This is a genomic window from Kitasatospora sp. NPDC056181, assembly GCF_042266225.1.
In the GTDB taxonomy this organism is placed as follows: domain Bacteria; phylum Actinomycetota; class Actinomycetes; order Streptomycetales; family Streptomycetaceae; genus Kitasatospora.
The window spans coordinates 80,971-98,197 of sequence record NZ_JBHJUK010000003.1; the positions used below are offsets into that span (position 1 = coordinate 80,971).

16 protein-coding genes are annotated in these 17,227 nt (G+C 73.8%); 8 read left to right on the forward strand and 8 right to left on the reverse strand.

What is annotated here, in order from left to right; translation table 11 throughout:
• Window positions 1-18 precede the first annotated feature (18 nt).
• The 3 genes from ACFC1F_RS02565 to ACFC1F_RS02575 all read right to left on the reverse strand — a co-directional run bounded on the left by ACFC1F_RS02565 (window position 19) and on the right by ACFC1F_RS02575 (window position 4,834).
• Window positions 19-1,521 (reverse strand): FAD-dependent monooxygenase, encoded by a 1,503-nt coding sequence (locus ACFC1F_RS02565; RefSeq protein WP_376155113.1) that lies wholly within the window; start codon window positions 1,519-1,521, stop codon window positions 19-21.
• A 149-nt stretch (window positions 1,522-1,670) separates the two neighbouring features.
• The gene (gene paaN / locus ACFC1F_RS02570) at window positions 1,671-3,371 is read right to left on the reverse strand and encodes a phenylacetic acid degradation protein PaaN (RefSeq protein ID WP_376155115.1); all 1,701 of its coding nucleotides are present in this window, start codon (window positions 3,369-3,371) and stop codon (window positions 1,671-1,673) included.
• A 194-nt stretch (window positions 3,372-3,565) separates the two neighbouring features.
• Window positions 3,566-4,834: a hypothetical protein gene (locus ACFC1F_RS02575; protein ID WP_376155117.1), complete on the reverse strand. Its 1,269-nt coding sequence runs from the start codon at window positions 4,832-4,834 to the stop codon at window positions 3,566-3,568.
• A gap of 153 nt (window positions 4,835-4,987) precedes the next feature.
• Between ACFC1F_RS02575 and ACFC1F_RS02580 the strand changes: the two genes are divergently transcribed.
• Complete coding sequence (locus tag ACFC1F_RS02580) at window positions 4,988-5,572, forward strand: TetR/AcrR family transcriptional regulator (protein WP_148643788.1); 585 nt, start codon at window positions 4,988-4,990, stop codon at window positions 5,570-5,572.
• 7 nt (window positions 5,573-5,579) lie between these two features.
• Here the strand turns inward: ACFC1F_RS02580 and ACFC1F_RS02585 are convergent, their stop codons facing one another.
• The gene (locus ACFC1F_RS02585) at window positions 5,580-6,041 is read right to left on the reverse strand and encodes an Lrp/AsnC family transcriptional regulator (RefSeq protein ID WP_148643787.1); all 462 of its coding nucleotides are present in this window, start codon (window positions 6,039-6,041) and stop codon (window positions 5,580-5,582) included.
• 149 nt (window positions 6,042-6,190) lie between these two features.
• On the opposite strand from ACFC1F_RS02585, the gene pdhA reads away from it, so the two are divergent.
• The 4 genes from pdhA to ACFC1F_RS02605 all read left to right on the forward strand — a co-directional run bounded on the left by pdhA (window position 6,191) and on the right by ACFC1F_RS02605 (window position 11,639).
• Window positions 6,191-7,333 carry a pyruvate dehydrogenase (acetyl-transferring) E1 component subunit alpha gene (gene pdhA / locus ACFC1F_RS02590; protein WP_376155120.1) on the forward strand — a complete coding sequence of 381 codons (1,143 nt, stop codon included), beginning with the start codon at window positions 6,191-6,193 and terminating at the stop codon, window positions 7,331-7,333.
• Window positions 7,330-8,328 (forward strand): alpha-ketoacid dehydrogenase subunit beta, encoded by a 999-nt coding sequence (locus tag ACFC1F_RS02595; protein WP_209415513.1) that lies wholly within the window; start codon window positions 7,330-7,332, stop codon window positions 8,326-8,328. Before pdhA ends, ACFC1F_RS02595 begins: the two co-directional genes overlap by 4 nt.
• Window positions 8,329-8,333: 5 nt before the next feature.
• Entirely contained in the window at window positions 8,334-9,647 is a 1,314-nt protein-coding gene (locus ACFC1F_RS02600) for a dihydrolipoamide acetyltransferase family protein (RefSeq protein ID WP_376155225.1), read from the forward strand.
• 219 nt (window positions 9,648-9,866) lie between these two features.
• Window positions 9,867-11,639: a globin domain-containing protein gene (locus ACFC1F_RS02605; RefSeq protein WP_376155122.1), complete on the forward strand. Its 1,773-nt coding sequence runs from the start codon at window positions 9,867-9,869 to the stop codon at window positions 11,637-11,639.
• A 106-nt stretch (window positions 11,640-11,745) separates the two neighbouring features.
• Here the strand turns inward: ACFC1F_RS02605 and ACFC1F_RS02610 are convergent, their stop codons facing one another.
• Together ACFC1F_RS02610 and ACFC1F_RS02615 are read right to left on the reverse strand one after the other, a co-directional pair.
• Window positions 11,746-12,273 (reverse strand): NUDIX domain-containing protein, encoded by a 528-nt coding sequence (locus ACFC1F_RS02610; RefSeq protein WP_148643784.1) that lies wholly within the window; start codon window positions 12,271-12,273, stop codon window positions 11,746-11,748.
• Between the two features lie 181 nt (window positions 12,274-12,454).
• On the reverse strand, window positions 12,455-12,832 hold the full coding sequence (locus tag ACFC1F_RS02615; RefSeq protein ID WP_209415514.1) for a phage holin family protein: 378 nt from the start codon (window positions 12,830-12,832) through the stop codon (window positions 12,455-12,457).
• Window positions 12,833-12,933: 101 nt separating this feature from the next.
• Between ACFC1F_RS02615 and ACFC1F_RS02620 the strand changes: the two genes are divergently transcribed.
• Entirely contained in the window at window positions 12,934-13,251 is a 318-nt protein-coding gene (locus ACFC1F_RS02620) for a cupin domain-containing protein (protein WP_209415582.1), read from the forward strand.
• A gap of 43 nt (window positions 13,252-13,294) precedes the next feature.
• A complete protein-coding gene (gene tenA, locus ACFC1F_RS02625; protein ID WP_245205697.1) occupies window positions 13,295-13,963 on the forward strand; it encodes a thiaminase II in 669 nt (222 codons plus the stop codon).
• A 52-nt stretch (window positions 13,964-14,015) separates the two neighbouring features.
• On the opposite strand, the gene ACFC1F_RS02630 is transcribed toward tenA, so the two are convergent.
• Both ACFC1F_RS02630 and ACFC1F_RS02635 read right to left on the reverse strand, forming a co-directional pair.
• A complete protein-coding gene (locus ACFC1F_RS02630; protein ID WP_376155125.1) occupies window positions 14,016-15,272 on the reverse strand; it encodes a hypothetical protein in 1,257 nt (418 codons plus the stop codon).
• Between the two features lie 167 nt (window positions 15,273-15,439).
• Window positions 15,440-16,744 (reverse strand): hypothetical protein, encoded by a 1,305-nt coding sequence (locus tag ACFC1F_RS02635; RefSeq protein ID WP_376155127.1) that lies wholly within the window; start codon window positions 16,742-16,744, stop codon window positions 15,440-15,442.
• A 266-nt stretch (window positions 16,745-17,010) separates the two neighbouring features.
• Here ACFC1F_RS02635 and ACFC1F_RS02640 point away from each other — a divergent pair, with 266 nt between their 5' ends.
• On the forward strand, window positions 17,011-17,211 hold the full coding sequence (locus ACFC1F_RS02640; RefSeq protein ID WP_209415517.1) for a DUF5326 family protein: 201 nt from the start codon (window positions 17,011-17,013) through the stop codon (window positions 17,209-17,211).
• Window positions 17,212-17,227 lie beyond the last annotated feature (16 nt).

Sequence of the window (17,227 nt, forward strand, 5' to 3'; positions counted from 1 at the left end):
GCGCCCGCGGGCCGGACGTCAGGCGTCGGCGGGGGCGCCGAGCCACTCGGCGAGGGCGGCGCGGAGCTCGCCGCGGCCGGGGTCGACGGCGGCCCAGGCGGCGTAGCCGTCGGGGCGGATCAGCAGGACGGTGTCGCGCAGCTTGCCGTGCGGATCGGCCGGGGCGGCGGTGACCACGCGGTCCGCCCACGGGTCGGCGGCGGACAGCTCGTCATTGCTGACCAGCACGAACTTCCCCGCGCGCAGTGCCTCGTAGAGCCGCTCGGGCGCGGCGGGCCCGTCCTCGCGGGGCTGCTCCAGGCCGGTGAGCCGAAGGTCCGGGACGCGCCGGCCGACCAGCGGGTGGGCGTCCTTGGGGGCGCCGTACCGGATGCCGATGCCGGAGATGATCTTCGCGCCGCGCTCGGTGACCACGTCGAGGTGCTCGGCGACGGTGGTGAGGGCGCCGCGCAGGGCCCGGGTGGGCGCCGAGTGGGCGAGGGCGAGCCGGACCAGCGCGCCGGAGCTGCGCAGCACCGTCTTCCCGACCGGGTGCCGCTCGGTCTGGTAGGTGTCGAGCAGGGCGTCGGTGGCCCGGCCCCGGAGGGCGGCGGCGAGCTTCCAGGAGAGGTTGGCGGCGTCCTGGAGGCCGGTGTTCATGCCCTGGCCGCCGGCCGGGGAGTGGCAGTGCGCGGCGTCGCCGGCCAGGAAGACCCGGCCGGAGCGGTAGTTGGGGGCCTGCCGCTCGTCGCTGTGGAAGGTGGAGCTCCACCGGGCGTCGTGCAGGCCGTAGTCCTCGCCGATGGTGTTGCGGGTGATCTCGGCGATCCGCTCCAGCGGCGGCGGGGTGCCGTCGGGGTGCCGGTCGTGCCGGTCCCAGGCGATCACCCGGTACCAGCCGTCGCCGAACGGCGCGAGGAAGGCGAAGCCGTCGTCGGTGGCGCCGACGGTGACCACCTCGTCGGGGGCGCGCTCCAGCCGGACGTCGGCCAGCACCACGGAGTTGACCACGGACTCGCCGGGGAAGGGGATGCCGAGCAGGTCGCGGACGGTGGAGTGGACGCCGTCGGTGCCGACCGCGTAGCGGGCCCGGTGGGTGGCGGTGGCGCCGTCCTCCACGGTCTCGATCGTGACGCCCTCGGCGTCCTGGCGCAGCCCGGTGACCTCGGCGCCGCGCAGGATGGTCGCGCCGGCCTTGACCGCGCGCTCCTGGAGCAGGCGTTCGGTGTTCGACTGCGGGGTGATCAGGACGAACGGGAACCGGGTCGGCAGGCTGCCGAGGTCGATCCGGAGCTTGTTGAAGAGCCGCAGCGAGCCGAGCGGGACGCCGGTGGCGATGAGCTCGTCGGCCAGGCCGCGGGCGTCCAGCATTTCGAGGGTGCGGGCGTGCACGGCGAAGGCCCGGGTGAGGTTGGACTCGGCGCCGCGCTTCTCCAGGACGGTGACCCGGATCCCGGCGGCGGCCAGGTCTCCGGCCAGCAGCAGCCCGGTCGGTCCGGCGCCGACGATCAGGACGTCGGTGACGGTCTGCTTGGCGGTCATGTGTCAGCTCCCGGTGGTCGGACGGAGGTTGGACGCCGATCTCGGCGTTCTTCCGGCCTCCATCATCGCCGCCCGGGGCGGGGCTGTGAATCTCCGGGCCCCGGCGTCGTGCCGCCGGGGCCCGGAGCCGGGCCCGTGGGCCCGGTGCCTCAGGCGTGGCGGCGGACCTCGACGGTGCGGAACCGGTTGGCGACGAACGCGCCGTCGCAGTACGCGGAGTTGGCGGCCGGGTTGGCGCCGGTGCCGTGCAGGTCGGAGAAGGCGGCGGTCTGGTTGGCGAAGACGCCGCCGGTGAGGTTGAGCGAGAGCGAGACGCCGGAGTCGAGGGCGGCCTCGACCAGGGCGGTCTCGACCTCGGGCGAGGTGGTGTAGCCGGAGGCGGTCATCGCGCCCTGGGTGCGGACCGTGTCGCGGAGCAACTCGACCGCGGCGGCGGTGGACTCGACCGCGACGGCGAAGGAGACCGGGCCGAAGCACTCGCTGCGGAAGACCGCCCGGTCGTCCGGCTTGTCGGCGTCCAGCTTGACCAGCGCGGGGGTGCGGACGGTCGCGGCGGGGAACTCGGGCGAGGTCACCACGCGCGGGGCGAGCGCGAGTTCGCCGTACTCGCCGCCGGCGGCGGCCACCGTGCGCTGGAGCACGCCGGGGTTGACCACGGCGCCGAGCAGGGCGGCGGCGCGGGCGTCGTCGGAGAGCAGGCCCTCGATCGCGGCGGCGAGGTCGGTCACCACCTCGTCGTAGGACTTGGTGCCCTGGTCGGTGTCGACGCCGGTGCGCGGGATCAGCAGGTTCTGCGGGGTGGTGCACATCTGGCCGCTGTACAGCGAGAGCGAGAAGGCCAGGTTGCCCAGCATGCCCTTGTAGTCGTCGGTGGAGTCGATGACGACGGTGTTGACGCCGGCCTTCTCGGTGTAGACCTCGGCCTGCCGGGCGTGCTCCTCCAGCCAGTCGCCGAAGGCGGTGGAGCCGGTGTAGTCGATCAGCTTGATCTCGGGGCGCACGGCGAGCGTCTGGGCGACGGTGCCGCCCTCGTGCTCGGCGGACAGGCAGACCAGGTTGGGGTCGAAGCCGGCCTCGGCGAGCACCTCGCGGGCGATCGCGACGGTGAGGGCGAGCGGCAGCATGGCGCGCGGGTGCGGCTTGACCAGCACCGGGTTGCCGGTGGCCAGCGAGGCGAACAGGCCCGGGAAGCCGTTCCAGGTGGGGAAGGTGTTGCAGCCGATCAGCAGCGCGAGGCCGCGCGGGACGACGGTGAAGTCCTTGGTCATCACCAGCGGGTCGCGCTTGCCCTGGGGCTTGGTCCAGCCGGCCTGCCGCGGCAGCCGGGTCTGCTCGGCGTACGCGTAGGCGACGGCCTCCAGGCCGCGGTCCTGGGCGTGCGGGCCGCCGGCCTGGAAGGCCATGCCGTACGCCTGGCCGGTGGTGTGCATCACCGCGTGCGCGAACTCGTGCGAGCGGGCGTTGATCCGGCCGAGGATCTCCAGGCAGACGGCGGCGCGGTCGAGCGGGGTGGCGGCGGCCCAGCCGGGTCGGGCGGCGGTCAGCGCGGCGATCAGCGCGTCCGGCTCGGCGTGCGGGTAGCCGATGCCCAGCTCGACGCCGTACGGGGAGGCCTCGCCGCCGACCAGGTCACCGTCGGCGGGGTGGCCGTCGAGGGCGAACGGCTTGTTCAGCAGGGCCTCGAAGGCGGCCTTGCCGTCCGCGGCGCCGCTCTCGCCGTACGCCTTCGGGAACTCGGGGTAGGGCGACCAGTAGTCGCGCTTCGCGGCGGCGGCGAGCGCGGCGTCCAGGGTGGCCTGGTGGCGTTCGACCAGCTCGGCGACGAGGGGGTGGGTGACCGCTGCGGACATGGTGTGCGCTCCTCAGAGGGGAGGACGGGACACGTCACAGAGTAACCGAACGATCGGTCGGCTCAAGAGGGTATGCCCGACCGGAGTTCCGGACGGGTTCCGGACGGGTTCAGGGGGCCGGGGCCGGAGCCGGGGAAACGGACGGGGGCGCGTCCGGAGTGGACGCGCCCCCGCAGGAGTCGTTCGGCCGCGGCCTACGGGATGCCCAGCTCGAAGATCACGTACCCGCCGTACCAGCCGGAGGCCAGCGCGCCGGCGCCGAGCACCGCGGCCAGCACCGGCCAGCTGAGCTTGCGCATCGCCACCGCCAGCGCGATGAGCAGCGGGAACGCCGGCAGCAGGTAGCGCGAGGTGTTGCCGAAGATGCCCAGGCTGCCGAGCACCGAGACGATGGTGGCCAGGGTGTAGGCGGTCAGCACCAGCGGCGGGCGGAGCCGGACCAGCAGCACGATCAGCACCGGCAGGGTGAGCACGATCAGGGTGGCCAGCAGGTCGGTCGTCGGCCAGGCGAACGGGTAGTCCGTCCGGCCCAGCAGCACGCCGCGGATCGCGTAGAAGGTGCCCTGGCCGAAGTCGAAGTAGTGCAGCCAGGCGTCGTGCTGGAGCTTGAAGTAGCCGCCCCAGTCGTCCACCCGCCAGCCGACCCAGCCGACGTAGCCGAGCAGCCCGACCGGGGCCAGCAGCATCGCGGCCAGCGGGCGGACGACGCCGCTCTCCCGCCGGAACAGCTCCACCAGCGCGGCCAGGCCGACGGCGCCGATCAGGGCCGCCGCGGTCGGCCGGTTGAGCCCCGCGACCAGGGCGATCAGGCCTGCCGCGACCCACTGCCTGCTCATCACGCAGTAGCAGGCCCAGGCGGCCAGCGCGACGAAGAGCGAGTCGGAGTAGACGGCCCACTCGGCGCCCGAGCCCGGGGCGATCGCCCAGAGCCCGGCCGCGATCACACCGGCCCGCTGCCCCGCCATCCGGTCCACCACGGCGTAGATGCCGGCGGCGGCGAACAGCGAGGCCACCACCGAGACCAGCATCCCGGCGCCGTACAGGCCGAGCCCGGTGGTGTCCGAGACCAGCCGCATCAGGCCGGGGTAGAGCGGGAAGAAGGCGGCCGAGTTCTGCTCGATGGTGAAGCCGGGGAGGCCGTTGGGGACCGGGATCAGCGCCGGGTGGTAGCCGTTCTCGGCGATCTGCTGGTACCACCAGCCGTCCCAGCTGGCCAGCACGTCCCACGGGTTGGCGCCCCCGCCGAAGCGGGGGTGCTTCTTGAGGTAGTCGCCGGAGAAGGAGAGCAGCTTCATGAAGACGGTGAAGCCGAGCAGCTTGAGGACCGCGTAGCACCAGACGGCCGGCCCGAACCGGACCACGAGGGCGCGGACCCGCCCGCGCCAGCCGGCCGCCGCCCCGGTTCCCGGTTCGTCGCTGCGCTGCTCGGGCACGTCGGAGGCGACTGCCGGTATTGCGCTCATGCTCCCACCCTGCTGGCCTTGGACGATCGTCCGCCGAATTCTAGAGTGTGCGGCCGTCCGGTTGGTGTGGACCAACCCGGTGCGGCGTCACCGCCGCCCGGTACCGGCCGACCCGGGCGCACCCGGCCGGGTGGGGGCGGGGATACTCGGAGGATGGCCGATCACACCACGCGCACCGCCTACACCGTGGAGTCGCTGCTCGCGGTGACCGTCGACGTCTTCAACGAGCGCGGATACGACGGGACCTCGATGGAGGACCTGTCGCGGGCGGCGGGCATCTCCAAGTCCTCGATCTACCACCACGTGCGCGGCAAGGAGGAGCTGCTCCGGCTCGCCGTCGGGCGGGCGCTGGACGGGCTGTTCGGCATCCTCGCCGAGCCGGCCGCGGTGGCGGGGCCGGCCGTGGAGAGGCTGGAGCACGTGGTGCGGCGGACCGCCGAGGTGCTGCTGGCGGAGCTGCCGTACGTCACCCTGCTGCTGCGGGTGCGCGGCAACACGGCCACCGAGCAGTGGGCGCTGGAGCGGCGCCGGGAGTTCGACCACCAGGTCGCCGAGCTGCTGCGGGCGGCCGTCGCGGACGGCGCCCTGCGGGCGGACGTCGAGCCCCGGCTGGCCACCAGGCTGCTCTTCGGCATGATCAACTCGATCGTGGAGTGGTACCGGCCGGGCCTGAAGGCGGCCGACGGCGTCGCCGACGCGGTGGTCCACCTGGCGTTCGACGGGCTGCGGGCGCGGTAGGCCCCGCTCAGTCCGGGGGGACCTGGTCGGTCTCCTCGAAGACCAGCATCGTGCGGGTGCCGAGCACCTGCGGGATGGACTGGATGCTGCCCAGGACCAGCTCCCGCAGGGCGTGGTTGTCGGCGGTGTGCACCAGCAGCAGCACGTCGAAGTCACCGCCGACCAGCGCGATGTGGGCGACCCCGGGCAGCGCCAGCAACTGCTCGCGGACCGTCCGCCAGGAGTTCTGGACGATCTTCAGGGTGACGTACGCGGACGCGCCCTGACCCGCCTTCTCGTGGTCGACCCGGGCGGTGAAGCCGCGGATGACGCCGTCCTCGACCATCCTGGATATCCGGGCGTACGCATTCGCCCGGGACACGTGCACCCGCTCGGCCACCGAGCGGATCGAGGCGCGACCGTCCTGCTGCAACAGCCGCAGGATCGCCCGGTCGACACGGTCGAGTCTGGACGTCTGTTCAGCCGACATGACCCCCCACCCTCACTGATTGGACGCACTGCCACCAGTCGACCGCCGCCCGGGCCGATTGTCCAGCACCTTGTCACGCTTCTGGTCAAGATGAACAGACGACCGAACAATCGGTAGGGAGCCCCCGCCACCCCTGGAGGTGCCCCGAGATGACCGTTCTCGACCACAGACACCGCACGGCGGTGCCCGGCTGGCTGCCCGGGGCGACCGCCCCGCGCACCGATCCGGCGCCGCTGCTCCCGGACGCCTCACCGGTCCGCGTGCTCGGTACTCCCGAGCTGGAGAAGTACGACCCCGCGCTGCTGCGCGAGCTGTACCGCCGCCTGGTGGTCGGCCGCCGCTACAACCAGCAGGCCACCACCCTGACCAAGCAGGGCCGGCTCGCCGTCTACCCGGCCTCCACCGGCCAGGAGGCCTGCCAGGTCGCCGCCGCGCTGGCGCTCGGCGAGCGCGACTGGCTGTTCCCCAGCTACCGCGACACCCTCGCGGTGGTCTCCCGCGGGGTCGACCCGCTGGAGGCGCTCACCCTGCTGCGCGGCAACGCCCACACCGGGTACGACCCCCGCGCGACCCGCACCGCCCCGCTCTGCACCCCGCTGGCCACCCAGGCCCCGCACGCCGTCGGGCTGGCGCACGCCGCCAAGCTCGCCGGCGACCCGGTCGTCGCGCTGGCGCTGCTCGGCGACGGCGGCACCAGCGAGGGCGACTTCCACGAGGCGCTGAACTTCGCCGCGGTGCTCCGGGCCCCCGTCGTCTTCCTGGTGCAGAACAACGGGTACGCGATCTCCGTCCCGCTCACCGCGCAGTCGGCCGCGCCCAGCCTGGCGCACAAGGCCGTCGGCTACGGCATGCCGGGCCGGCTGGTGGACGGCAACGACGCGCCCGCCGTGCACGGCGTGCTCGCCGAGGCGGTCGAGCGGGCCCGGACCGGCGGCGGCCCGACCCTGGTCGAGGCGCTCACCTACCGGGCCGAGGCGCACACCAACGCCGACGACGCCACCCGCTACCGGGACGACGCCGAGGTGGCGGCCTGGCGGGAGCACGACCCGATCCTGCTGATGGAGCGCGACCTGCGCGCCCTCGGCGTGCTGGACGACGCACTGGTGCAGGAGGCGGCCGACGAGGCGGAGGCGCTGGCGGCCCGGATGCGGGCCGAGTTCCACGCCGACGCCGAACTGGACCCGATGGCCCTGTTCGCCCACGTGTACGCCGAGCCCACCCCGCAACTGCGCGAGCAGGCCGCCCAGTTGTCCGCCGAGCTGGCCGCCGAGGCCGAGGTGCACGACCGATGAACCAGACAGCTGTCTCCTCGCGCACCGCCACCATGGCGCAGGCGCTCAACGCGGCGCTGCGCGACTCCCTGCGCGAGGACCCGGCCGTGCACGTGCTCGGCGAGGACGTCGGCGCGCTCGGCGGCGTCTTCCGGATCACCGACGGGCTGACCGCCGAGTTCGGCCCGGACCGCTGCCTGGACACCCCGCTGGCCGAGGCGGGCATCCTCGGCACCGCGATCGGCATGGCGATGTACGGGCTGCGCCCGGTGGTCGAGATGCAGTTCGACGCCTTCGCCTACCCGGCGCTGGAGCAGCTCTTCTCGCACGTCGCCAAGATGCGCAACCGCACGGCCGGCAGGCTCCCGCTGCCGATCACCGTCCGGATCCCCTACGGCGGCGGGATCGGCGGCGTCGAGCACCACAGCGACGCCTCCGAGGCGTACTACACCGCCACCCCCGGCCTGCACGTGGTCACCCCGGCCACGGTGGCCGACGCGTACGGGCTGCTGCGGGCCTCGATCGCCTCCGACGACCCGGTGGTCTTCCTGGAGCCCAAGCGGCTCTACTGGGGCAAGGACGGGTTCGACCCGTCGGCGCCGGTCGAGCCGATCGGCAGGGCCGTGCTGCGGCGCACCGGGACGTCCGCGGTGCTGATCACCTACGGGCCCTCGCTGCCGGTCTGCCTGGAGGCGGCGGAGGCGGCGAAGGCCGAGGGCTGGGACCTCGCGGTGCTGGACCTGCGCACCCTGGTGCCGTTCGACGACGAGACGGTCTGCCGGGTGGTCCGCTCCCTCGGCCGGGCCGTGGTGGTGCACGAGGCGAGCGGCTTCGGCGGCACCGGCGCGGAGATCGCCGCCCGGGTCACCGAGCGCTGCTTCCACCACCTGGCCGCCCCGGTGCTGCGGGTCACCGGCTTCGACATCCCCTACCCGCCGCCCATGCTTGAGCACCACCACCTGCCCGGGGTGGACCGGATCCTGGACGCGGTCGCCCGGCTGCAGTGGGAGGACTGAGGATGATGCCCGTCGTGCGCGAGTTCACCCTGCCCGACCTCGGTGAGGGCCTCACCGGGGCGGAGGTGGTCCGCTGGATGGTCGAGGTCGGTGACGTGATCGCGGTCGACCAGCCGGTGGTGGAGGTGGAGACCGCCAAGGCCGTGGTCGAGGTGCCCTGCCCGTACGGCGGGGTGGTCACCGCCCGGTACGGCGAGCCGGGCGAGGAGGTGGCGGTCGGCGCGCCGCTGGTGACCGTCGCGGTGGCGCCCGGGGAGGGCGAGCAGCCGCTCGTCGCGGCGACGCTCGCCGGTGAGGTGGAGCGGCCGCTGGTCGGGTACGGCGTCGCGGAGCCGGACCGGGGCGGCCGCCGGCGGCGGGTGGGGGTTCCGGCCGGTTCCGCCGTTGCCGCTGCCCTGGCTGCCCCAGCTGCCCCGGTGGCACCTGCGGCTCCCGTGGTTCCGGCGGCTCCGGTGGTCGTGCCGGTGATCTCGCCGCTGGTGCGGCGGGCGGCCCGGGAGCAGGGGATCGACCTGCTGTCGGTCACCGGCAGCGGCCCGGACGGGCTGATCCTGCGTGCGGACGTCGAACGGGCGGTCGCGGCGCGGGCCGTGCCCGCCGCCCCGGCCGCACCGGCACCGGCGGCCGCCGTGGAGGGCGTCGTCCCGCTGCGCGGGCTGCGCCGGGCGGTGGCCGAGAAGCTCACCCGCAGCCACCGGGAGATCCCGGCGGCGACCTGCTGGGTGGACGCCGATGCCACCGAACTGATGGCGCTGCGACGGCAGTTGAATGCCACCCCGGGGCCGAAGGTGAGCGTGCTGGCGCTGCTCGCGCGGATCTGCACGGTCGCGCTGGCGCGCTTCCCCGAGCTCAACTCCAGTGTGACGGAAGACGGTTCCGGCATCCTGCGGCACTCCGCGGTGCACCTGGGCTTCGCGGCGCAGGGTGAACGCGGTCTCGTCGTCCCGGTGGTGCGGGATGCCCAGCTGCTCTCCACCGAGCAACTCGGCGCGGAGCTGGGCCGGTTGACCGAGGCGGCCCGGGTGGGATCGCTGACGCCGGCCGAACTCACCGGCGGGACGTTCACGTTGAACAACTACGGGGTGTTCGGTGTGGACGGCTCGACCCCGATCCTCAACCACCCCGAGGCGGCGATGCTCGGGGTCGGCCGGATCGTCGGCAAGCCCTGGGTCCACCAGGGCGAGTTGGCGGTGCGCGAGGTGACCCAGCTGTCGTTCACCTTCGACCACCGGGTCTGCGACGGCGGCACGGCGGGCGGCTTCCTGCGCTTCGTGGCGGACTGCGTCGAGCAGCCGGGGATGCTGTTGCGCCAGCTGTGACCTGCGGATGATCGCCTTGCGTGGCCGTGACGCCACGCAAGGCGACCGCAGATCGAGCGAGAGTAGCGCGTGCGGAGGGCGGGTGTACGGGCTTCACGCGATTTGTCGGATGAGTACTTCGGGCGTGCCACGCTGCCTAGGCGTCAGTGGAGACAAGCCAGGTGGTGGCGCAGGCCGGCCGGAGGCGAAACGATTCTCTTGGGTACTCGAAACGCTGCGGTGAAGTCCCGCAGAACACTTCTGGTCCGTAGCGGGCACGGCTCGGCGGGCGTCGCGGCCGTCCCCGGGATGCCGGGCCCCGCGTCGGAAACCACGCCGGGCGTCGCAGGGGGCATCGCGCAGGGCCCCGCACAGGACACCCCGCAGGCCGTTGCACCGGGCCGTCTGCCGGACGTCGCGCCGGACGGCGTGCCGGAGGCCGCGGCCGCGGACCTCGCGTCGCTCGGGGCCCGGGGCGCCGCGCCGGCGGCTGCGCCGGCTCCCGGGGCGGGCGCCGTGACGGTGCTCCCGCCGATGCCGCTGGACCCGCCGGACCTCCCGCCGCCGTCCGGGCTCCCCGCCCCCGTCGGCCTGGCCGCCCCGGCCCCGGTCGCCGCCCCGGCCCCGCTTGCGGCCTCGGTGAGGGCGGCGATCCCCGACCCGCCGGCCGAGCCGCCCGCCGTTCCGGCGCCGTCCACGCCCGCCGGGCCGCCCACCCCCGTGATCGAGCCGCTGTTCACCCACGCCCCCGGCCTCAACTGGGCCGGACCGGGCGACAACTGGAGCCGGGCCTGGGCGCTGCAGACCCTCGACGACACCCGTCCTGCGCAGGCCGCCACGCCCGTGCCCGACCTGCGCACCGCCGCCGAACAGCCGCCCACCGCACGGGACATCGAGCTGATCCGGGCCAGTCTGGCGGTGGTCGAGCCGGTCGCCGACCGGGCCACCGCGCACTTCTACGCGCTGATCTTCCTGCACCACCCCGAGGTCCGCGCGCTCTTCCCGGCCGCCATGGACGTCCAGCGCGACCGCCTCTTCCGCGCGCTGCTGATGGCCGCCCGGAGCGCCGGGGACCCGGAGGGCCTGCGGACGTACCTGAGCGCGCTCGGCCGCGGACACCGCCGGTACGGCACGCTGACCGGCCACTACGGCCCGGTGGGCGAGTGCCTGGTGCAGGCGCTGGCGCGGTACGCGGGCGGCCGCTGGGACGCCGACACCGAGCTGGCCTGGCGCCGGGTGTACCGGCTGGTCTCCTCGATCATGATCGAGGCGGCCGAGGACGCCGCCCGCACCTCGCCGCCCTGGTGGCAGGGCGAGGTGGTCGGGCACGAGCGCCGCACCGGGGACGTCGCGGTGATCACCGTCCGGCCCGACCAGGCGTACCCCTACCGGGCCGGGCAGTACACCAGCATGGAGACGCCCTGGTGGCCCCGGGTCTGGCGGCACTTCTCCTTCGCCACCGCGCCCCGGCCGGACGGCCTGCTGACCTTCCACGTGAAGGCCGTCCAGGCGGGCTGGGTGAGCAACGCGCTGGTCCACCGGGCCGCGCCCGGGGACGTGCTGCGGCTGGGCCCGGCGGCCGGCGCGATGACGGTCGACCACGCGTCCGGCGCGGACCTGCTCTGCCTGGGCGGAGGGACTGGGATCGCGCCGATCCGCGCGCTGGTCGAGGAGGTGGCCGAGTACGGCGCGGCCGGACGGTCGGTGGAGGTCTTCTACGGTGCCCGGCAGGCCGCCGAGTTGTACGACCTGGAGGCCCTGCGCGCGCTGGCCGGGCGCCATCCGTGGCTCTCGGTGCGCCCGGTGCTGTCCGGCCACGGGGCCTCGGGCGGCGGGGCACTGACCGGGGAACTGCCGGAGGTCGTCGGCCGGTTCGGGCCGTGGACCGGCCGGGACGCGTACCTCAGCGGGCCGGCCGCGATGGTCCGGCGCGGGGTCGGCGTGCTGCTGCGGGCCGGCGTGGCGGCGGAGCGGATCCGGCACGACCTGGTGGGGGACCTCGCAGCGGGCTGAACGGCCGACTGAACGGCCGGCTGGACGGGCCCGTTGGACGGCCGGCGCTGAACGCCGGGCCGGGCGCCGGGCCGGGCGACGGGCGTGCCGCCCGGCCGCGCGGGGCTCAGCCGAGGTCCGGGGCCAGGAGTGCCCGGACGCCCTCGATGTTGGCCGCCAGGTAGGCGCGCAGACTCGGCGGGACGACGTTGACCGAGGTGACGCCCTCCCGGGTGAAGGGCAGCCGGACCACCTCGTACTCCCCGTTGGGCTCCTCCACCTCGGGCCCGTGCCGCCGTGCGAGGTCCATCGAGGCGAGCCGGCAGGCGAAGAAGTGCTGCACCTTGACCCCGTGCGGGTGGAGCAGGGTGCCGTCGTCGTGGTGCGTGTGGCTGACGGTGTCGACGAAGGCGGGGACGACGTCCACCACCTTGCCGCCGAGCTCCTCGTCGACCTCGCGGTGCAGGGCGTCGACGACGGTGCGGTCGCCGCGCTCGACGCCGCCGCCCGGGGTGATCCAGTACGGGTGCGGGGAGCCGGGCCTGGTGCGTTTGATCAGCACGATCGAGGCCGGACCGTGCGGGTCGTCCGGGTCGAGTTCCAGCAGGATCGCCCGCGCGGTGCGTTTGACGACGGGGCGGGGCGGGGTGCGCATGGCGACCTCCGTGGCCGGAGCGTTGTGCGGGAGTCTCCCGCAGGCGGCCGGGGCCGAAACACCGGTGCGGCCGGGTGCGTCCGTTCGGGTGGTGCTCGGAGGGGGCCCGTCCCGGTGGGGAACCGGGTGCGGGCCCCCTCCGCCGGGGTCGTTCGCTCGGGCCGCCGCGGGGCGCGGCGGCTCAGTCGTCGTCGCCGAGCGCCAGGTTGAGGCCCCAGGAGACCAGGCTGATGATCAGCGCGCCGAACAGCGCGGCCCAGAACCCGTCGACGTGGAAGTCCAGGTTGAGCTTGTCCGAGGCCCAGGAGGTCAGCCAGAGCATCAGGGCGTTGATGACGAAGGTGATCAGCCCCAGGGTGAGGATGAACAGCGGCAGCGAGAACAGCTTCACCACCGGCTTGATCAGCCAGTTCACGACGCCGAAGACCAGCGCCACGGCGATCACCGTCAGGCTCTTCTGCTGCCAGTCGTCGCCGGTCAGCGTGATGCCGGCGACGATCCAGGCGGCCACCCAGATCGCGGCCGCGTTGATAAGTGTCTTGATGACGAAACCCTTCATGGGGCCAGCGTCGCAGGCCCGTCGGGGCGGGGGAAGCTCCTGACGAGCAAGTTTGGTGTTGAATGCCCCAGGACCCGGACCCGGAGGAGGAAGGCGCCCCGATGAAGCTGTTCCGGCTGGACGAACTGGACGCCGAGCGCGCCGCCAACGACGGCGCCTACCTGCGCTTCCTGCGCGAGCCGCGGATGTCCGCCGGCCTCTACGCGCTCTCCCCCGGCGACACCGACCCGCAGACCGCGCACACCCAGGACGAGATCTACCAGGTGGTCAGCGGACGGGCCGAGTTGACCGTCGGCGACGAGACCACGACGGTGGCCCGCGGGACGGTGGTCTACGTCCCGGCGGGTGTGCCGCACCGGTTCCACCACGTCACCGAGGAGCTGCGGGTGCTGGTGGTGTTCTCCCCGCCCGAGGACTGAACGGAGCCGTGGCCGGCGGCGGCCGCCCGGTTAGGGTCGGGGTATGAGCCTGAGCCTGACGGAAGAACTCTGGGCGGCGATCGAGCCGGTCTACGCCAAGATCCTCGACCACCCCTTCATCGGCGGCCTCACCGACGGCACCCTGCCGCGCGAGGCGTTCCGCCACTTCGTCGTCCAGGACTCGCACTACCTGCGCGACTACGCCCGCGCGCTCGCCGTCTGCGCCGCCAAGGCGCCCGGCGAGGAGGAGGTGCGGGCCTTCGCCGACGACGCGGTCGGCGCGCTGGCGGCCGAGCAGGGCATGCACGCCGACTTCATGACCGCCTTCGGCGGCAGCGCCGAGGAGGCCGCCGCCGAGCCGGTGCTGCCCACCACCCGCGCGTACACCAGCTACCTGCTGGCCACCGTCTACGGCGGCTCCTTCGCCGAGGCGGTCGGTGCGGTGCTGCCCTGCTACTGGATCTACGCCCGGGTGGGCGACGAACTGCTCGCCAAGGGCTCCCCCGACCCCCTGTACGCCAAGTGGATCGCCACCTACGGCGACGAGGCCTTCCAGTCCGTGGTGCGCCGGGTGCTCGCGCTCACCGACCGGCTCGGCGAGGAGATCTCCCCGGCCGAACGCCGCCGGGTGGTGGAGCACTTCACCACCACCTCGCGGTACGAGTGGATGTTCTGGGACGCCGCCTGGCGCGGCGAGACCTGGCCGGTCTGACCGGAGGGCCGTTCCCCCCGTGCGCCCGCACGGGGGGAACGGCCCCGGTGCGTCAGCCCGCGACGAAGACGCCGGTGAGGTCGGCGATCACGTGGGTGTAGCCGTCGTTGTTGTAGATCGAGACGCGTCCGTCGTCGGTCCTGGTGGTGACGGAGTTGGCCACGGTCAGTCCGGCGGTGAAGTTGAGGTTGGACGTGTCCGGCCGGGCCGCCGCGGCGGGGTACACCGTGAGGTGGCCGTCGGTGGTCGGCTCGGTGGCGGTCACGTTGAGGGCCGCGCCGACGACCTGGCCCTGGACCACCGGGACGGTACGGGTGCCGCCGGGCTCGACGGCCGCCGAGCTCCGGGTGTCGTAGGCCCGGACCGGGGTGCCGAGCGCGCTGAACAGCCCGGTGCCGGAGGGGCCGTAGTAGCCGACGAGGTCGACGACGACGTCCACCGAGCCGACGTGGTTGTAGACGTCGATCTTCCCGTCGGCGCCGACCGGGACCACGACCTGGTTCGGAACGGTCTTCCCCGCACCGAAGTTGACGTTCGAGCCCACGAAGGGCCGCTCCGTGCCGGTCGGGTAGACCGCCAGGAAGCTCTCCGCCGTACCCTCGGTGGCGGTGACGTTGAGGATCACCGCGCGGGCGTCGGCCGTGCCGAGCTCGGGCCTGGCGACCTGGACCGAACGGACGCCGTCCTGGCCGAGCCGGCCGCCGTCGCTTCGGCTGTCGACCAGCCGTGAGGGCGTGAGCGGGGCGTACTTGTCGGTCGCGCCGGCCCGGTAGTAGCCGACCACGTCGAGGACGACGTCGGTGGTGCCGGCGTGGTTGTAGACGGTGATCGCCGGAGTGGTGCCGGGGAGCACCGCGACGGTGACCAGGTTGGACACCGTCTTGCCGGCCTTGAAGTTGAGGCTGGAGGTGGCCGGGACGGTACCGGGGTGGCCGGCCGCGCTGAGCGTGAGGTAGCTGTCGGCGGTCGGGCTGGTCGCCGTCACGTTGACCACCACCGCCGTCGTGTCGGCGGGCACCACGGTGTGGGTGGTCGGCGGCATGTGCGAGGTGAACGTCACGAGCGGGGTCGTGTAGTACTCGTCGGGGTTGAGCGGCCGCTGCTGGCCGTTCGGGACGAACATGGCGTTCCGGGTGTCCAGGACCCGGGTCGGGCTCATCCCGGTGAAGCCGCCCGGGGTGGTGAGGTCGCCGGCCGTGGCGGCGGCGGGTGCGGCCGGGGCGGCCACGGCGGCCGGGGCCGCGATGACGGCGGGCCCGGTGAGGACCAGCGCGGTGATCGCGGCGAGGGCGGCGGGTCTTGCGTGCATGTGTTCTCCCCGTGTGACGGTGGCCTCCGGCACGGGCCGGAGGTATCTGTCCTGGTAGACCGCCAAGTGGGGAAAAGGTTGCGGGACTTGACCGAACATTTGCCCGACCGCGCCCGGCGGTCCGGTCCCCCCGTGGGATCGGACCGCCGGAACCGGTGCCGGACCGGTCAGCCGGTGGTGAAGTAGCCGGTGGCGTCGACGAGCAGGTGGGTGGAGCCCGCGTTGTTGCGCAACCACACGGCGCCGTCGGAACCCTGGACCGCGGCGGTCTCGGTGGTGACGCCGTTGGCGACCGTCCGGCCCGGCGTCCAGTTGAGGTTCGACGTGCCGGTCGAGGTGGAGTCGACCCCGTTCGCCTCCAGGTGGCCGGCGGCGGTCGGCTCGGTCGCGGTCACGTTGAGGGTGACCACCCACGGGTGCGGCGGCATGAAGCCGATGCCGGACACCGGCACCGCCGTGGCGGAGTACGGCAGGAGGCCGACCCCGCGGCCCCGGGTGTCGAACAGCCGGCCCTGCTCGCGGAGCGCGCTGTACAGGCCGTGGCCCGAGGGGCTGTAGAAGCCGATCAGGTCGACCACCACGTCGGTGGGGCCGCCGATGTTGGCGAGGTCGACCTTGCCGTCGCGGCCGACCGGGACGACCACCTGGTTGGCGACCGTCCGCCCCGCCGCGTAGTTGAGGTTGGAGCCCTCGGCCGGGCGGGCCGAGCCGGACGGGTACGCGGTGACGTGGCCGTCGGTGCCGGGCGTGACGGCGGTGACGTTCAGCAGCACCGCCTTGGCGTCCCCGGCGCCGAGGTCCTTGCGCGCGGCGTCGACCGAGAGGACGCCGCCCTGTCCGACCTTCCCGCCGGTGGTGCGGGTGTCGGCCAGCCGGGTCGGCCTGACCGGCTCGTACTTGTCCGCGGCACCCTGCCGGTAGTAGCCCACCACGTCGACCACGACATCGGTGTTGCCGGCGCTGTTGTACACGCTGATCTGCGGCGAGGCGCCGACCGCACGCTCGTCGACCGCCACGCTGATCATGTTGGAGACCGTCTCGCCGGCCTTGAAGTTGAGGGTCGAGGTCAGCGGCGCGCCCGGCTGGGCGGCGTCCCGGCGGACGGTGAGGTGGCCGGCGGTGCCGGGGTTGGTGGCGGTCACGTTGACGATCACGGCGGTCGCGTCGGTGGGGACGACCGGGCGCTCGCGCGGAGCCTCGTCCGCCCAGGCGGAGAGCGGCACCGAGTAGTTCTCGCCGGGGCCGAGCGGACGCCGCTGGAGGTCCGGCGTCCGCTGGGCGTCGCGGGTGTCCAGGACGCGCTTGAGCCCGGTGGGCACGAAGGCGGCCGGGGTGGTGTCGGTCGGGATCATCGCCGGTGCGACGGCCGGTGCGACGGCCGGCGCGGCGACGGCCGGTGACATGGCCAGGAGCGGTGCGGTCAGGGTCAGGGCCGTGAGGGCGGCGACGGCGGTGGCAGTACGGACACGCATGCTTGGTTCCCCCCAAGTGATGCTGGTGCACCGGTAGTTCCGGATGCCCCTGTATCCCCAGGACGTCTGGACCCGGCCGGGGTTGCAGGCGGGACGAAGGAATTACCGGGGGTTTTCCCCGGGGGCCGGGTCAGGGCGATCTCCGGGTTCTCTCCGGGCCGTTGGCTCTCGTTCCGGCACGTGCGCCCCCGTACGATCGAAGTATCGAAAGCAAGCGGGATGCGGCACCGGACGGCAGCCGGCCCGAGGGGAGAGAAGGAACGGACATGGCTGAGTTCTGGAAGTCGCTGCCCTCGTGGGTGCGCAACATCGTCGTCCCGGTGCTGGTGCTGATCCTGGCCTGGAACATCGTCGGGTTCGTCTTCGGCGTGGTGGGCGCGCTGCTGAGCCTGGCCTTCAAGCTTCTGGTGGTGGTCGGGATCGCCGCCGCGGTGGTGATCCTGGTGAAGAAGGCCGCCAAGAGCTGACCCACCGGCCCCACGG

Bases quoted from the DNA above. Each gene is read 5' to 3' on its own strand.
- paaN (WP_376155115.1), bottom strand. From the start codon at position 3,371: ATGTCCGCAGCGGTCACCCACCCCCTCGTCGCCGAGCTGGTCGAACGC.
- ACFC1F_RS02615 (WP_209415514.1), bottom strand. From the start codon at position 12,832: ATGAAGGGTTTCGTCATCAAGACACTTATCAACGCGGCCGCGATCTGG.
- ACFC1F_RS02575 (WP_376155117.1), bottom strand. From the start codon at position 4,834: ATGAGCGCAATACCGGCAGTCGCCTCCGACGTGCCCGAGCAGCGCAGC.
- ACFC1F_RS02565 (WP_376155113.1), bottom strand. From the start codon at position 1,521: ATGACCGCCAAGCAGACCGTCACCGACGTCCTGATCGTCGGCGCCGGA.
- ACFC1F_RS02635 (WP_376155127.1), bottom strand. From the start codon at position 16,744: ATGCGTGTCCGTACTGCCACCGCCGTCGCCGCCCTCACGGCCCTGACC.
- ACFC1F_RS02610 (WP_148643784.1), bottom strand. From the start codon at position 12,273: ATGCGCACCCCGCCCCGCCCCGTCGTCAAACGCACCGCGCGGGCGATC.
- tenA (WP_245205697.1), top strand. From the start codon at position 13,295: ATGAGCCTGAGCCTGACGGAAGAACTCTGGGCGGCGATCGAGCCGGTC.
- pdhA (WP_376155120.1), top strand. From the start codon at position 6,191: ATGACCGTTCTCGACCACAGACACCGCACGGCGGTGCCCGGCTGGCTG.
- ACFC1F_RS02585 (WP_148643787.1), bottom strand. From the start codon at position 6,041: ATGTCGGCTGAACAGACGTCCAGACTCGACCGTGTCGACCGGGCGATC.
- ACFC1F_RS02640 (WP_209415517.1), top strand. From the start codon at position 17,011: ATGGCTGAGTTCTGGAAGTCGCTGCCCTCGTGGGTGCGCAACATCGTC.
- ACFC1F_RS02630 (WP_376155125.1), bottom strand. From the start codon at position 15,272: ATGCACGCAAGACCCGCCGCCCTCGCCGCGATCACCGCGCTGGTCCTC.
- ACFC1F_RS02595 (WP_209415513.1), top strand. From the start codon at position 7,330: ATGAACCAGACAGCTGTCTCCTCGCGCACCGCCACCATGGCGCAGGCG.
- ACFC1F_RS02600 (WP_376155225.1), top strand. From the start codon at position 8,334: ATGCCCGTCGTGCGCGAGTTCACCCTGCCCGACCTCGGTGAGGGCCTC.
- ACFC1F_RS02620 (WP_209415582.1), top strand. From the start codon at position 12,934: ATGAAGCTGTTCCGGCTGGACGAACTGGACGCCGAGCGCGCCGCCAAC.
- ACFC1F_RS02580 (WP_148643788.1), top strand. From the start codon at position 4,988: ATGGCCGATCACACCACGCGCACCGCCTACACCGTGGAGTCGCTGCTC.